Here is a 14,835-nt window from a genome sequence, read left to right on the forward strand (position 1 = left end):
AGCCCCGGGCCGGACCCGTGGACGAGTGACCAGTTCGAAGGCACGACAAGAAAGCACGACAAGAAAGCAGGGCAGCCCATGACCGCCACCCCCCTCACCCGCCGTCGCGGTCTCGCGCTCGGCGGACTCGCGCTGGCCGGTGCGCTCACCCTCTCCGCCTGCGGCTTCTCGGAGTCCGGCGGGAGCGCCAGCGGCTCCAACGACTCCGGGTCCGACGCGGCCAAAACCCACACCGTGAAGACGGCCATGGGCGACGTCGAGGTCCCCGTGCACCCGAAGCGCGTCGTCGTCCTGGACACCGGCGAGCTGGACTCCGCGCTCACCCTCGGGGTGCGGCCGGTCGGCGCGACGCACTCGGCGTCGGAGGACGGCTTCCCGTCGTACCTTCCCGCGAGCGCCACGAAGGGCATCAAGGAGGTCGGTGAGATCGCCAACCCCAACCTGGAGACCGTCGCCTCGCTGAAGCCGGACCTGATCCTCACCAGCAAGGTCCGCGACGGCGACCGCTACGAGCAGCTGCGCGCCATCGCCCCGACCGTGATGACCGAGTCCACCGGCACGGCCTGGAAGGAGAACTTCCAGCTCCACGCGGAGGCGCTCGGCAAGCAGGCCGAGGCGGAGAAGGCCGTCGCCGCCTACGACGACCATGTGGCGAAGGTGACCGAGGCGATCGGCGGGAAGAAAAAGGCCGCCGCGACCGAGGTGAACTTCGTCCGTTTCGTCGAGGGCGCCGACATCCGGATCTACGGCAAGAAGAACTACATCGGCTCGATCCTCGCCGACCTCGGGGTGGGCCGCCCCGCGATCACCGACAAGGCCAAGGACGGCTTCTCCTACGACGTGTCGCCGGAGAAGATCGACCTGGCCGACGCGGACGTCGTCTTCACGTCGACGTACGGCGACCCGGCGAAGGCCGGCACCGACAAGACGATGGACAGCGGGCTGTGGAAGAACCTGCGGGCATCGAAGAACGGCAAGGTCTTCAAGGTCGACGACCGGCTCTGGATCGCGGGCATCGGCTACACCGCGGCCGACAAGATCCTCGACGAGTTCGAGGCGAAGATGAAGTGACGACGGTCGGCCGGGGCCCCGCGCCTCCCGCCGCTACGACCGTGGCCTCCGCGCGCGCCAGATCAGATAGAGCGCGGAGGCGACGGCCGCTCCCCGGACCGCCCACGGCCAGGTCTCGTCGATCGCGGCGTTGAGCTGCCCGGCAGCGACGGGCTCGCCCCAGCGGCCCTCGGTCCGGCCCCACAGCCAGAGCAGCGCGCCCGCCGCGACCGTGCCCGGCAGCCCCATCGCGGCCCACTTCGCCTCCGCGCGGGAGAGCGTGCGCGAGCTGTACGCGAGGAGCCAGCCGCCGCCCAGGGCCAGCCAGGAACCGGTCACGGCGCCCGCCACCAGGATCACCGCCGCGAGGAAGAGCAACGGGTGGGTGATACGGCGGCCGCCCTCCCGCTCCTCGCGCGGGGCGCGGCGGACGAGCCGCAGCAGGCGGCGCGACTTCCCGGCGGGCCGTCCGTCGCCCCCGGCCCCCGCTTCCTCCCCGGGCTCCTCCCCTGTCTCCTCCACGTTCTCCGCGTCCTGCTCCGCCGCTTCCGTGCCGGGTTCGGAGGGCGCGAGCGGCTGGCGGAACATGGCCGGGATCTCCACCCCGCCACTGAACCCGGGTACGTCGACGCCCCGGCCGAACGGCACCGGATCGACACGCCACCAGTCGGGCTCACCCCGGGAGGGCCCCAGCTCGTCCGTACCGGCCCGGTGCGGCGGCAGGGGGCCCTCGTCGGTCATCGGCTCCGGCGGCGCGCCGGGGCCCGCCGCCGGGGCGGGCACGTCCGCGAGGGTGTTCCCGGGCACGTCCTCGGGGGCGCTCCGGGGGGTGTTCTCGGGGATGTCCTTGCGGAACAGCCCGCGGCGGGGGCGGGGCACGGCGGGGCGGGGCTCCGGGACCACCGGTGTTGCTGGGACCACCTGGGATTCTGGGGCTGATGAGGCTGATGAGGCTGCTGGGGATGCTGGGGATGCTGGGGCCTCGGGGTGTCCCGGCCCGCCGCTGTCGTCGGGGGACGCGCCGCGGGTCGAGGCCGCGGCGGCCACCAGTTCGTCCGGGGAGCCGAGGCGGCCGATGATGCGGCGGACCGCCGCCGGGCTGTCCCCGGACGCCTTCCCGCGCTGCCGGTCGATCTCGCCCCGGAGCCCCGCGACCAGCTTCATCCGGTCCGCGGAGGACATCTGGCGCTGCTGTGCCAGGTCCCCGACCCGGCTCAGATAGTCGTAGACCAGCTGGTCGCTCTCGATGCCCACGTACGCGTCCCCTCCTGAAGCCTGCACCGAAGGTAGCGCCCTCGGGCCCGTCCGGAGCGGCTACCGTGGGGCGGATGGGGACGATCACACCACCACGGACGCTCGCCGAAGCGCTCCGCGCCCGGGACGACGCGTCGCTGGCCGCACTGCTGCGGGCCCGCCCCGACCTGCTCAACCCGGTGCCGGGCGACATCACCCAGCTCGCGACCCGGGCCGGTACCCGCGCCTCCGTCGTCCGCGCGCTGGAACGGCTGGACCGGTTCGCCCTCCAGACCGCCGAGGCGCTCGCGGTGGGCGCCGAGCCCGTCCCGTACGCGACCCTGCTCGCCCTGCTCACCGGCGACACACCGGACGGCGAACCGGGCGACGCCGAGGACTACGAACCGGGCGACGCGCCGGACGGCGAACCAGGCCGGGCCGCTGAACGCGCCGCCGGCCAGTCTCCTGGGCGCGCCCCCGGCCAGGCTGCTGAGCGCGCCCCGGGCCCCGGGGCGGCCACCGTGGCCACCGCCGGGACAATCGCCCGCGCCCTCCCCCGCGCCCTGGCCACCCTGCGCGAACAGGCCCTGGTCTGGGGCGATGACGACCGGCTGCGGCTGGTCCGTACGGCGCGCGAACTCCTCTCCCCGTCCCCGCAGCACCCCTCCCCCACCGGTCTCGGGCCGACCGTCGCCGAGGCGACCTCCGGCATGTCCCCGGGCCGCCTCCAGGAGATCCTGGCCGCCGCCGGGCTGCCCGCCACCCACGACCCGGTCTCCGCCGTGCAGGCCCTGACCGGGCTCTTCACCGACCGGGCCGCGATGGGCGCGCTGCTCGACACCGCCCCGGCCGAGTCCCTGGCCGTGCTGGACCGGCTGGTGTGGGGGCCGCCGTACGGGGAGGTCACCCCGAACCCCGCCCCGCCGGTGACCTGGCTGCGCGACCGGGGACTGCTGCTGCCCGTGTCGGCCCGCACGGTGGTGCTCCCCCGCGAGGCCGCCCTGCACCTGCGGGCCGGACGCGCCCACCGGGTGCCGGAACCGGAGCCGCCCGTCGTGACGGCCGCCGCCCACCGCGATCCACAGGCTGTGGACAACGCGGCGGCCGCCCAGGCGTTCCTCGCGGTGAGCACCGTCGAGGAGCTGGTGAAGAGCTGGGACGGCGGCGGACCGCCGATACTGCGGGCCGGCGGGCTCAGCGTCCGCGAGCTGAAACGCACCGCCACCACCCTGGACGTCCCCGAACGGACCGCCGCCTTCTGGGCCGAACTGGCTTACTCAGCAGGGCTGTTGGCCTCCGACGGCGAGGCCGACGAACGGTACGCGCCGACGCCCGCGTACGACGACTGGGCCGCCCTGCCCGCCCAGGAACGCTGGGCGGAACTGGCCACCGCCTGGCTGGCCGCCACCCGCGTCCCCGGACTCGTCGGCGGCCAGGACGCCAAGGGGCGGACGATGGCCGCGCTCGGGCCGGGGCTCGACCGCTCCGCCGCCCCCGAGGTCCGCCGCCGGGTCCTCGCCCTCCTCGCCGGGCTGGAGCCCGGCACCGCGCCCGCCCCGGAGACCGTCCTCGCCCGGCTCCGCTGGGAACGCCCGCTGCGCGGCGCCGCCTCCGCCCCCGCCTCCTCCGTTTCCTCCGCCTCCTCCGCCTCCTCCGCCTCCGACGGCGGCACCGCCGACCTGCGGTCCCGGGTCGCCCTGTGGACGCTCGACGAGTCGGAACTGCTCGGCATCACCGGCCGGGGTGCGCTCGCCGCCCCCACCCGGGCCCTGCTGGACGACGGCCCCGCCGAAGCCGCCGCGCGCCTCGCCCCGCTCCTGCCCGAACCGCTCGACCACGTACTGCTCCAGGCCGACCTGACGGCCGTCGCCCCCGGACCGCTGGAACGCCCGCTGGCCGAGGCGCTCTCCGTCCTCGCCGACATCGAGTCGAAGGGCGGCGCGACGGTCTACCGCTTCACCCCCGGCTCGGTGCGCCGCGCCCTGGACGCCGGGCAGTCCGCGGCCGACCTGCACGCCTTCCTCGCCACCCACAGCCGTACGCCCGTACCGCAGCCGCTCAGCTACCTCATCGACGACATCGCCCGCCGCCACGGCCACCTGCGGATCGGCGCCGCCTCCTCGTACGTGCGCTGCGACGACGAGGCCGTACTGAACGAGATCCTCGCCGACAAGCGCTCCGCCACGCTGCGGCTGCGCCGCCTCGCCCCGACGGTCCTGGCCGCGCAGGCCGACCCGGCCTCACTGCTCGACGGGTTGCGCGAGATGGGGTACGCCCCGGCCGCGGAGTCCACCGAGGGCGACGTCCTGATCACCCGCGCCGGTGCCCGCCGCACCCCGCCCCGCACCGCCCCGGCGCCGGTGCCCGAGGGCCCGCCGGTACCGGACGCCACCCTGCTCGACGCGGCGGTCCGGGCCATCCGCGCCGGGGACACGGCCGCCACGGTCGCCCGCAAGGACACCCCGGAATCCCCCGCCACCCCCGGCGCCCTGCCCCGCACCACCTCCGCCGAGACCCTCGCCACCGTCCAGGCCGCCGTACTGACCGGCTCGGCGCTCTGGATCGGCTACGTGAACGCGGACGGCGCCGCCAGCCAGCGGGTCATCGCCCCGGTCCGCGTCGAAGGCGGCTTCGTCACCGCGTACGACCACACCGCCGACGAGATCCGCACCTACCCCCTCCACCGCATCACCGGCGTCGCCGAACTCGCGGACGACGCCACGGCGTGACGATGTGGCCGCGTGACCGCATGACGAACTGACGGCCTGACGACCTGACGACCTGACAAACGCAGCCGCGCGCTCCTCCGCTCCCGCGTGCCGGCCGCTCCGACTCTCGTACGCCAGATGCTTGCGACTCCCTTCGTCTCTCCTGTCCTCTCCCTCCGCCTTCTTCCTCCGGCGTTCCTCCCGCCGTGTCGCGTCAGCGAGGGCGGCGGGCGTTGAGGTGGGCCGCCCGGCGGGTCAGGTGGTCGCGTTCGGCGAGGTTGGTCGCCCGGTGGGCGGCCTCGGCGTACAGCCGGGCCGCGGTCTCCCGGTCGCCGACGCGCTCGTGGAGGTAGGCCGCGGCGGCGGTGTGGCGGGGCAGGTCGGCGTCCAGTTCCGCGAGGGCGGCCAGTCCGGCGTGCGGCCCGTCCGCCTCGCCGACGGCCACCGCGCGGTTGAGCCGGACGACCGGGCTGCCGGTCAGACGGACCAGCTCGTCGTACCACTCGACGATCTGCGGCCAGTCCGTCTCCCCGGCGCTCGGCGCGTCGGCGTGCAGGGCCGCGACGGCGGCCTGGGCCTGGTACTCGCCCAGCCGGTCCCGGGCGAGGGCGCCCTGGAGGATCGCGATGCCCTCGGCGATCGCCCCGGTGTCCCACCGGCTCCGGTCCTGCTCGGCCAGCGATACCAGGCTGCCGTCCGGGGTGGTCCGGGCGGCCCGCCGGGCGTGGTGGAGCAGCATCAGGGCGAGCAGCCCCGCCGCCTCCGGGTGGTCGACCCGGGCCGCGAGCTGCCGGGTGAGCCGGATGGCCTCGGCGGCCAGGTCGATGTCGCCGGAGTAGCCCTCGTTGAAGACCAGGTAGAGGACGCGCAGCACGGTGGCGACGTCGCCGGGCCGGTCGAACCGCACCCCGGACACGGTGCGCTTGGCCCGGCTGATGCGCTGCGCCATCGTCGCCTCGGGCACCAGATAGGCCCTGGCGATCTGCCGGGTGGTGAGCCCGCCGACGGCGCGCAGGGTGAGCGCCACCGCGGACGAGGACGTCAGCGACGGATGGGCGCACAGGAAGTAGAGCTGGAGGGTGTCGTCGGCCGAGGGCGCGGGCCCGGCCGACGGTTCCTCGTCGACGAGGTCCTCGCGTCTGCGGCGGGCGGTGTCCGCCCGTACCGCGTCGAGGAAGCGCCGCCAGGCGACGGTGACCAGCCAGCCCTTCGGGTCGCGGGGCGGTGCGTCGGGCCAGACGCGGACCGCCTCGACCAGCGCGTCCTGCACGGCGTCCTCGGCCGCCGCGAAGTCGGCTCCGCGGCGGACGAGGATCGCGAGCACGCCGGGGGTGAGGCCGCGGATCAGCGCCTCGTCCATGGGTCGGGTCACTCCGTGATGGTCGGCGGCTCGGTCAGGAGCGGGCGCAGTTCCAGCCACTCGTGGATCGGCCGGCCGCCCGCGCCGGGCGCGGCGGACAGCTCCCCGGCCAGTTCGACGGCGCGCTCATGGCTGTCGACATCGATGACCATCCAGCCGGCGATCAGGTCCTTGGTCTCGGCGAACGGTCCGTCGGTGACGGGCGGGCGCCCCTCTCCGTCGTACCGGACCCACTCCCCCTCGGGGGCGAGCGCCAGGCCCTCGACGAACTCGCCGGTCTTCTCCAGCCGGGCCGCGAAGTCGTTCATGTACTGGACGTGCGCCGTGATCTCCTCCGGGGTCCACTGGTCCATCGGTACGCAGTTGACCGCGTCCGGGGCGCCCCGGTAGTGCTTCAGCATCAGGTACTTGGCCATGGTGTCTCTCCTCGTCGGTGCGGCCGGGTGTGGTCGCGTTCGTCCCGGGGACGGAGCCGGGTCCGGGTTCTCGACATCCCCGCGGACATCTTTCAGAAGTTTCTTCGAGGTCCGGCCCCGGGCAGGGCTCCGGACCGTACGCCGGGCCCGTTTCCGCTCCGATGCGGCACACTGGACGTTTGGCCTCATCCCTGGCCGCACCCCGTAGAAAGGGCCGACGCGCGTGACCGGACCCCTCATCGTCCAGAGCGACAAGACGCTGCTCCTCGAAGTCGACCACGACCAGGCCGACGCCTGCCGCCGGGCCATCGCCCCGTTCGCCGAGCTGGAGCGGGCGCCGGAGCACATCCACACCTACCGGCTGACCCCGCTCGGGCTGTGGAACGCGCGGGCCGCCGGGCACGACGCCGAGCAGGTCGTCGACGCCCTCGTGCAGTACTCGCGCTATCCGGTGCCGCACGCGCTGCTCGTCGACATCGCCGAGACGATGGCCCGGTACGGCCGCCTCACCCTCTCCAAGCACCCGGTGCACGGGCTGGTGCTGACCTCGACCGACCGGCCGGTGCTGGAGGAGGTGCTGCGCTCGAAGAAGGTGCAGCCGCTGGTGGGGGCGCGGATCGACCCGGACACCGTGGCGGTGCACCCCTCCGAGCGCGGGCAGATCAAGCAGACGCTGCTGAAGCTGGGCTGGCCCGCCGAGGACCTCGCCGGTTACGTCGACGGCGAGGCGCACCCGATCGAGCTGGCCGAGGACGGCTGGTCGCTGCGGCCGTACCAGCGGCAGGCCGTGGAGGGCTTCTGGCACGGCGGCTCGGGTGTCGTCGTACTGCCCTGTGGGGCGGGGAAGACGCTGGTCGGGGCGGGTGCGATGGCGCAGGCCAAGGCGACCACGCTGATCCTGGTGACGAACACGGTCTCGGCCCGGCAGTGGAAGCACGAGCTGGTGAAGCGGACCTCGCTGACCGAGGACGAGATCGGCGAGTACAGCGGGACCCGCAAGGAGATCCGGCCGGTCACGATCGCCACGTACCAGGTGCTGACGACCCGCAGGAAGGGGATCTATCCGCACCTGGAGCTGTTCGACTCCCGGGACTGGGGGCTGGTGATCTACGACGAGGTGCATCTGCTGCCCGCTCCGGTCTTCAAGTTCACCGCCGACCTCCAGGCGCGGCGGCGGCTCGGCCTGACCGCGACGCTGGTGCGCGAGGACGGCCGCGAGTCGGACGTCTTCTCGCTGATCGGGCCGAAGCGGTTCGACGCCCCGTGGAAGGAGATCGAGGCGCAGGGTTACATCGCACCGGCCGACTGCGTCGAGGTGCGGGTCAATCTGACGGACTCCGAGCGTCTCGCGTACGCGACCGCCGAGACCGAGGAGAAGTACCGGTACTGCGCGACGACGGCGACGAAGCGGAAGGTGACCGAGGCGCTGGTGCGGCGGCACCGCGGCGAGCAGACCCTGGTCATCGGGCAGTACATCGACCAGCTCGACGAGTTGGGCGAGCATCTGGACGCCCCGGTGATCAAGGGCGAGACGAGCAACGCCCAGCGCGAGAAGCTCTTCGACGCGTTCCGGTCCGGTGAGATCAGCGTGCTGGTGGTGTCGAAGGTCGCGAACTTCTCGATCGACCTGCCCGAAGCGACCGTGGCCATCCAGGTCTCCGGCACGTTCGGCTCCCGCCAGGAAGAGGCACAGCGGCTGGGCCGGGTACTGCGGCCGAAGGCTGACGGGCACGAGGCGCGGTTCTACTCGGTGGTCGCGCGTGACACGGTCGACCAGGACTTCGCGGCACACCGCCAGCGCTTCCTGGCCGAGCAGGGGTACGCGTACCGGATCGTCGACGCGGACGAGCTGCTGGCCGAGGGCTGAGCCCGCGGCTCAGCGGGCGTGGTGGTGGCGGCCGGTCTCTCTGCCGTGGTGCCGGGGGTCGGTCTCGTCGGCGTACTCACCGAGGACGACCACGTCGAAGGCGGCGCGGACGAAGACCTTGACGGCGCGTACCGCGTCGCCGACGCGGTGGGTACGGAGGTGACCGGTGGCCGCGGTCGCGCCGTGCGCGGGGCCGGTCCTGCGGGGGTTCAGGCTGACGGTGCTCATGTGTTCCATGGTGCTGCGCCGGGGCCGACAGGGGTATCGGCCCGGGGGTGGAAATCAGCGTCGTCCCAGGTAGGCCCCTGGGTGCACCCGTCTCCACCCCGTCCCCTACGGGGCTGACCCACAAACGGCGTACGCGCCCGCGCCACGGCGCTCCGGCGACTGCGGAGCGCCGTGCCGGGGTGGTGTTCAGCGCAGCCCGAAGCGGCCGGCCCAGGCGGTCACATCGTCGGTCGTCACGTTGCCGCCGCACACCACCAGGCCGATCCGGGCGCCCTCACCGACGCGCTCCAGGACCCGGCGCGCCGCGGGCAGCAGGCATCCGGCGGCGGGCTCGGCCCAGACCTTCGCGTGGTCGGCCAGATCGAGGGTGCCCCGCACGGCCTCGGCGTCCGTCACCGTGAGCACGTCCGTGACCAGCGCCGAGACGTGCTCGTAGGTGAGCTGTGAGGCACTGGGAGCGCTCAGTGTCGAAACGATCGAGGACAGTTCGACCGGCACCGGCCCGCCGGACACCAGGGCCTCCGACATGGCTCGCGCACCCTCGGTCTCCACGCCCCAGATCCGTACCCCGGGGCGGCGCGCGTGCAGCGCGGCGGCGACCCCGGAGATCAGTCCCCCGCCGCCGATGCTGACGAGTACGTCGGTGAGTTCCCCGGCGTCCTCCGCGAATTCCAGGCCGACCGTGCCCTGGGCGGCGACGACGACGGGGTCGTCGAAGGGATGGACCGGGGTGAGTCCCTTGGTCCGAAAGTCGTCCAGGAGGGCGAACGCCTCGTCCATGGTGTCGGCGAGGACGACGCTCGCCCCCGCGGCCTCCGCGACGGCCACGGCGCGGCCCGGAGCGGACCGCGGCATGACGACGGTCGCTTCGATGCCCAGCGCTCCGGCCATGACCGCGGTCGCGATGCCGTGGTTGCCGCCGCTCACCGCCACGACCCCGGCGGCGCGCTCCGCCTCACCGAGCGCCAGCAGCTTGGCCGTCGCGCCCCGGGCCTTGAAGGAGCCGGTGCGCTGGAGGAGTTCCAGTTTCACGGTGACGTCCGCGCCCAGGAACGCGGACAGGCCGGGGCTCGGCACCGTGGGGGTCCGTATCACGTGCCCGGTGATCCGCTCGGCTGCGGCTTCCACGTCCGCGACATCAATCAGCACATTCGCCTCCGTCACACGATCCGAGCCGCGACAGCCGGGGATCCGTGTCGTCCACGGCACGGGGCGGCGGCCACGCGGCCCCGCTCCCGCGCGGGTGGGATCGTCCGGGCGGCAGTTCGATCACCCTACGCCGTCCGTTCCCCGGTCGGCACGGGTCGCGGGACCGGGCACCGGCCTCCGCCGGGGCGCCCGCGGGGGACGGTGGCGCTCCGGTCGAAATGCGTTGGCCCCGGCCCGGCCCGGTCGATACAATCGCCGGTCTGCCCGCCTCCCGCACCGTGGTACCGGCGGCCCGCGAGGGCCCGCGCCGGCAGCCGGGGGAGCGCCGCCGACCGGACGGAAACCGGTCGACACCCCGACGCGCGCCCGTCGCGCGTATCCGTGATCGATCCCTCAGCGGACCGTACGGCCCGCGCAGTGAGCGGGTCGGCGCGGTCCGCCGTCCTGCGTTGAAAAGCCGGAGGCGACACCGTGCCCGCGCACGAACTCGAGAACGACAGCACCACCGATCCGCTGGCCCGCGAGCGCGCCCATCTCACCGCGTCCCGCGCCGCGCTGCGCGCGATGCGGGAGGACGCCCAGGCCCTCGACATCCGCGACGTGACCGCGAACTGGGTCAACGCGGCCGTCCTCCAGGCCCAGATCGACGAGCGGATCAAGTCCCTCGCCGACCTCGCCCACACCCCGCTCTTCTTCGGGCGGCTGGACTATCTGCACCGGGTCGGCGGGGAGCGGGCGGAAGGCGCGGAGGGCGAGCAGTTCTACATCGGCCGCCGCCATGTGCACGACGCGGGCGGCGACCCGATGGTCATCGACTGGCGCGCCCCCGTCTCGCAGCCCTTCTACCGGGCGTCCCGCAAGGACCCGCAGGACGTCGGGCAGCGCCGCCGCTTCGGCTACACCGGCGGCGAGCTGACCGCGTACGAGGACGAGCACCTGACCGACCCGGGCGAGGCCGAGCAGACCAGCCGGCTGCTCCAGGCGGAGATCGAGCGTCCGCGCGTGGGCCCGATGCGGGACATCGTCGCGACGATCCAGCCCGAGCAGGACGAGATCGTCCGCAGCGGGCTCGGCGGGACGGTGTGTGTGCAGGGCGGTCCCGGTACCGGGAAGACGGCCGTGGGCCTGCACCGGGTGGCGTACCTGCTGTACGCGCACCGGGAGCGCCTGGCCCGTACCGGGACGCTGGTGATCGGGCCGAACCGGTCCTTCCTCCAGTACATCGAGCAGGTGCTGCCCGCCCTCGGCGAGCTGGCGGTGGAGCAGTCGACGGTGGACGACCTGGTGGCGCCCGCCGGTATCGAGGTACGCGGTACGGACACGGCCGAGGCGGCGGTCGTCAAGGGCGACGCCCGGATGGCGGAGGTGCTGCGGCGGGCGATCCGTTCGCATGTGACGCCGCCCGAGGAGCCGGTCGTGGTGGTGCGCGGTTCGCGGCGCTGGCGGGTGCCCGCGTACGAGATCGCCGAGATGGTCGAGGAGCTGCTGGCCCGGGACATGCGGTACGGGGCGGCGCACGAGGCGCTGCCGCAGCGGATCGCGCACGCCGTGCTGGTCCGGATGGAGGAGGCGGGCGAGGCCCCCGACGACCGGGTGCAGAACGCGGTGGCCCGCAACGCCGCGGTGAAGGCGGCGGTGAAGGCGGTCTGGCCCGCCGTGGACCCGGCGAAGCTGGTGCTGCGGCTGCTCGGCGACGCGGAGTTCCTGGCCGCGCACGCCGAGGGGCTGCTCGACGCGGACGAGCAGAAGGCGATCCTGTGGACGAAGCCCGCGCGGAGCGTGAAGTCGGCGAAGTGGTCGGCGGCGGACGCGGTGCTGATCGACGAGGCGAACGACCTGGTGACGCGGACGCACTCGCTGGGACACGTGGTGCTCGACGAGGCGCAGGACCTGTCGCCGATGCAGTACCGGGCGGTGGGCCGGCGCTGCACGACCGGTTCGGCGACGGTGCTGGGCGATCTGGCGCAGGGCACGACGCCGTGGTCGACGGCGAGTTGGGCGCAGGCACTGCACCATCTGGGGAAGCCGGACGCGGTGGTGGAGGAGCTGACGGCGGGGTTCCGTGTGCCGCGCGAGGTGATCGCGTACGCCTCCCGGCTGCTGCCGGTGATCTCGCCGGGGCTGGCGGCGGTGGAGTCGGTGCGTGAGTCGCCCGGTTCGCTGGAGGTGCGGGCGGTGGACGGCGCGGACGGGCTGGACGCGGCGGTGGTCGCGGCGTGCGAGGAGTCGCTGGCCCAGGAGGGGTCGATCGGCCTGATCGCGGCGGACGCCCGGATTCCGGCGCTGGCGCGGGCGTTGGAGGCCGCGGGGCACGCGTACCTCTCCCCGGGCGAGGAGACGACCGCCGCGTCCCGGCTGACGCTGGTGCCCGCGTCGCTGGCGAAGGGCCTGGAGTACGACTACGTGGTCCTGGACGAGCCGGCCGCGGTGGTGGACGGCGAGGCGGACACCCGGACGGGGCTGCGCCGGCTGTACGTGGCGCTGACCCGTGCGGTGTCGGGGCTGACCGTGGTCCACGCGGCGGACCTGCCCGGGGAGCTGTCGGCGCCCGCGGCCGCCTGAGCGTGCGGGGTGGGGAGGCCGCGGCTCCCCGCCCCCGCTCGCGCCCCTGTTACGCGTCGAGGACCGTGCGCCACTCGCGTACGGCTGCCGCGTCCACCGGGCCGGACCAGCCGAGCGGGCGGGCGGCGCCGCCGATGTGCACGGCGTCGATCCCGGCGACCAGCAGCTCGGGAAGGTGTTCCAGGCGCAGGCCGCCGCCCACCAGGATCTGCGGCTCGTAGCCGGGCTGCCCCTTGCGGGCCGCCTCGGCCAGCAGGGTCGGGATGCCCTCGTCGACGCCCTTCGCCGAGCCGGCGGTGAGGTACGTGTCCAGGCCGGGCATGTCCGCGAGGCGCTTGCGCAGCGCGTCCCGGTCGGCGGCCCGGTCGATCGCCCGGTGGAAGGTCCAGGGGCAGCCGTCCAGCTCGGCGATGAGCCGCTCGACGGCGACCAGGTCCGGGCGCCCCTGGTCGTCGAGGAAGCCGAAGACGAACTCCTCGGCGCCCGCCGCGCGCAGCTCGTGCGCCTTGGCCACGAGCACCTCGATGTCACCGGCCGCGAAGCCGTCCGCCACCCTGAGCATCACCCGCAACGGGATGTCCACCGCCGCCCGGATCTCCGCGAAGGTCGCACAGGACGGGGTCAGGCCGTCCGCCGCCATGTCGGTGACCAGCTCAAGCCGGTCCGCACCACCCGCCTGGGCCGCGACCGCGTCCTCCGCGTCGAGAGCGATCACCTCCAGGACTGCACGGTTGCTCATGGGATCCCAATCCTCCAGGAGACAGCAATAGGTCTAGTCCAATGTCCACCCTACGGGCCGGTAGGCCGGGGGCGCAGCCTCAATGCCAGGTGAAGATACGTGAGCTCGACCGCACATCCGGTGACCGAACGCACACGTTCCGGGCTCGCACGGCATATCCACCCTTGCGCTTTATAGGGGAGGGGGGTATACATGAGTCAGCAGGGCATACCCCCTAGGGGTATCAACGTCACGGTCAGGAGGACAACGTGTCCGCGCACATCGCCACACCAGGCACCGACACCGGCACCGCCGCAGAGGTCGAGCTCGCGATCGGCGGCATGACCTGCGCCTCCTGCGCGGCCCGGATCGAGAAGAAGCTCAACCGGATGGACGGCGTCACCGCCACCGTCAACTACGCCACCGAGAAGGCCAAGGTCAGCTACCGGGGCGAGGACGTCTCCGTACAGGACCTGATCGCCACCGTCGAGAAGACCGGCTACACCGCGCAGGAGCCCGCTCCCCCGGCCTCCACCGCCGCGGCGGACGCGGCCGAGGGCGACACGGCGGGGGCGGACGAGCTGCGGCCGCTGCGCCAGCGGCTGCTGACCGCCGTCGCGCTCGCGGTGCCGGTGATCGCGATGTCGATGATCCCGGCGCTCCAGTTCGACTACTGGCAGTGGCTCTCCCTGACGTTGACCGCCCCGGTCGTCACGTACGCCGCCTGGCCGTTCCACAAGGCCGCGTTCACCAATGCCCGGCACGGCGCGGCCACGATGGACACGCTGATCTCGGTCGGTACGTCGGCCGCGTTCCTCTGGTCGCTGTGGGCGCTGTTCTTCGGTACGGCGGGCATGGTCGGCATGACGCACCCGTTCGAGCTGACGATCGGCCGGACCGACGGCTCCGGGAACATCTACCTGGAGGCCGCCGCCGGGGTCACCGCGTTCATCCTGGCCGGGCGCTACTTCGAGGCCCGCTCCAAGCGGAAGGCGGGCGCGGCCCTCAAGGCGCTGCTCGAACTCGGCGCCAAGGAGGTCACCGTGATCCGCGGCGGCCGCGAGGTGACCGTACCGACGGCCGAACTCCAGGTCGGCGACCGCTTCCTGGTCCGGCCCGGCGAGAAGATCGCCACGGACGGCACCGTCGTCGAGGGCGCCTCGGCCGTCGACGCCTCCATGCTGACCGGCGAGTCCGTACCCGTGGAGGTCGGTGTCGGCGACCCGGTCACCGGCGCCACGCTCAACGCGGGCGGCCGGCTCGTCGTCGAGGCGACCCGGGTCGGCGCCGACACCCAGCTCGCCCGGATGGCCAAGCTCGTCGAGGACGCCCAGAACGGCAAGGCGGCGGCCCAGCGCCTCGCCGACCGGATCTCCGCCGTCTTCGTCCCCGTCGTGATCGCACTGGCGCTCGGCACGCTCGGCTTCTGGCTGGGCAACGGCGCGGGCCTGACGGCCGCGTTCACCGCCGCCGTGGCCGTGCTGATCATCGCCTGCCCCTGCGCCCTGGGCCTCGCCACCCCGACCGCCCTCATGGTCGGCACC

The 14,835-nt window shown here is 73.8% G+C and carries 11 protein-coding genes; 5 read left to right on the top strand and 6 right to left on the bottom strand.

Annotated features, from left to right (window positions below; translation table 11 throughout):
• The first annotated feature begins 78 nt into the window (after window positions 1-78).
• Entirely contained in the window at window positions 79-1,071 is a 993-nt protein-coding gene (locus ACWC97_RS23355) for an ABC transporter substrate-binding protein (protein ID WP_450651350.1), read from the top strand.
• Between the two features lie 33 nt (window positions 1,072-1,104).
• Here ACWC97_RS23355 and ACWC97_RS23360 read toward each other — a convergent pair whose 3' ends face one another.
• A complete protein-coding gene (locus tag ACWC97_RS23360) occupies window positions 1,105-2,304 on the bottom strand; it encodes a hypothetical protein (protein ID WP_450651352.1) in 1,200 nt (399 codons plus the stop codon).
• A 74-nt stretch (window positions 2,305-2,378) separates the two neighbouring features.
• On the opposite strand from ACWC97_RS23360, the gene ACWC97_RS23365 reads away from it, so the two are divergent.
• The gene (locus tag ACWC97_RS23365; RefSeq protein WP_450651354.1) at window positions 2,379-5,012 is read left to right on the top strand and encodes a helicase-associated domain-containing protein; all 2,634 of its coding nucleotides are present in this window, start codon (window positions 2,379-2,381) and stop codon (window positions 5,010-5,012) included.
• A gap of 193 nt (window positions 5,013-5,205) precedes the next feature.
• Here the strand turns inward: ACWC97_RS23365 and ACWC97_RS23370 are convergent, their stop codons facing one another.
• Both ACWC97_RS23370 and ACWC97_RS23375 read right to left on the bottom strand, forming a co-directional pair.
• A complete protein-coding gene (locus ACWC97_RS23370; protein WP_450651376.1) occupies window positions 5,206-6,351 on the bottom strand; it encodes an RNA polymerase sigma factor in 1,146 nt (381 codons plus the stop codon).
• A gap of 8 nt (window positions 6,352-6,359) precedes the next feature.
• Window positions 6,360-6,767 carry a YciI family protein gene (locus ACWC97_RS23375; RefSeq protein ID WP_450651356.1) on the bottom strand — a complete coding sequence of 136 codons (408 nt, stop codon included), beginning with the start codon at window positions 6,765-6,767 and terminating at the stop codon, window positions 6,360-6,362.
• Between the two features lie 223 nt (window positions 6,768-6,990).
• Here ACWC97_RS23375 and ACWC97_RS23380 point away from each other — a divergent pair, with 223 nt between their 5' ends.
• Window positions 6,991-8,634, top strand: a complete 1,644-nt coding sequence (locus ACWC97_RS23380; protein WP_352278037.1) for a DNA repair helicase XPB — start codon at window positions 6,991-6,993, stop codon at window positions 8,632-8,634.
• Between the two features lie 9 nt (window positions 8,635-8,643).
• Here the strand turns inward: ACWC97_RS23380 and ACWC97_RS23385 are convergent, their stop codons facing one another.
• Together ACWC97_RS23385 and ACWC97_RS23390 are read right to left on the bottom strand one after the other, a co-directional pair.
• On the bottom strand, window positions 8,644-8,862 hold the full coding sequence (locus ACWC97_RS23385) for a hypothetical protein (RefSeq protein ID WP_385207402.1): 219 nt from the start codon (window positions 8,860-8,862) through the stop codon (window positions 8,644-8,646).
• Window positions 8,863-9,048: 186 nt separating this feature from the next.
• On the bottom strand, window positions 9,049-10,008 hold the full coding sequence (locus ACWC97_RS23390) for a threonine ammonia-lyase (protein ID WP_352278231.1): 960 nt from the start codon (window positions 10,006-10,008) through the stop codon (window positions 9,049-9,051).
• Window positions 10,009-10,482: 474 nt separating this feature from the next.
• Here ACWC97_RS23390 and ACWC97_RS23395 point away from each other — a divergent pair, with 474 nt between their 5' ends.
• Window positions 10,483-12,573: a HelD family protein gene (locus ACWC97_RS23395; protein WP_352278034.1), complete on the top strand. Its 2,091-nt coding sequence runs from the start codon at window positions 10,483-10,485 to the stop codon at window positions 12,571-12,573.
• A 49-nt stretch (window positions 12,574-12,622) separates the two neighbouring features.
• On the opposite strand, the gene ACWC97_RS23400 is transcribed toward ACWC97_RS23395, so the two are convergent.
• On the bottom strand, window positions 12,623-13,312 hold the full coding sequence (locus ACWC97_RS23400) for a copper homeostasis protein CutC (RefSeq protein ID WP_450651359.1): 690 nt from the start codon (window positions 13,310-13,312) through the stop codon (window positions 12,623-12,625).
• Between the two features lie 248 nt (window positions 13,313-13,560).
• Between ACWC97_RS23400 and ACWC97_RS23405 the strand changes: the two genes are divergently transcribed.
• The coding region (locus ACWC97_RS23405; protein WP_352278030.1) for a heavy metal translocating P-type ATPase at window positions 13,561-14,835 on the top strand (1,275 nt) is incomplete at its 3' end.

It is taken from the genome of Streptomyces sp. NPDC001108 (assembly GCF_053598535.1).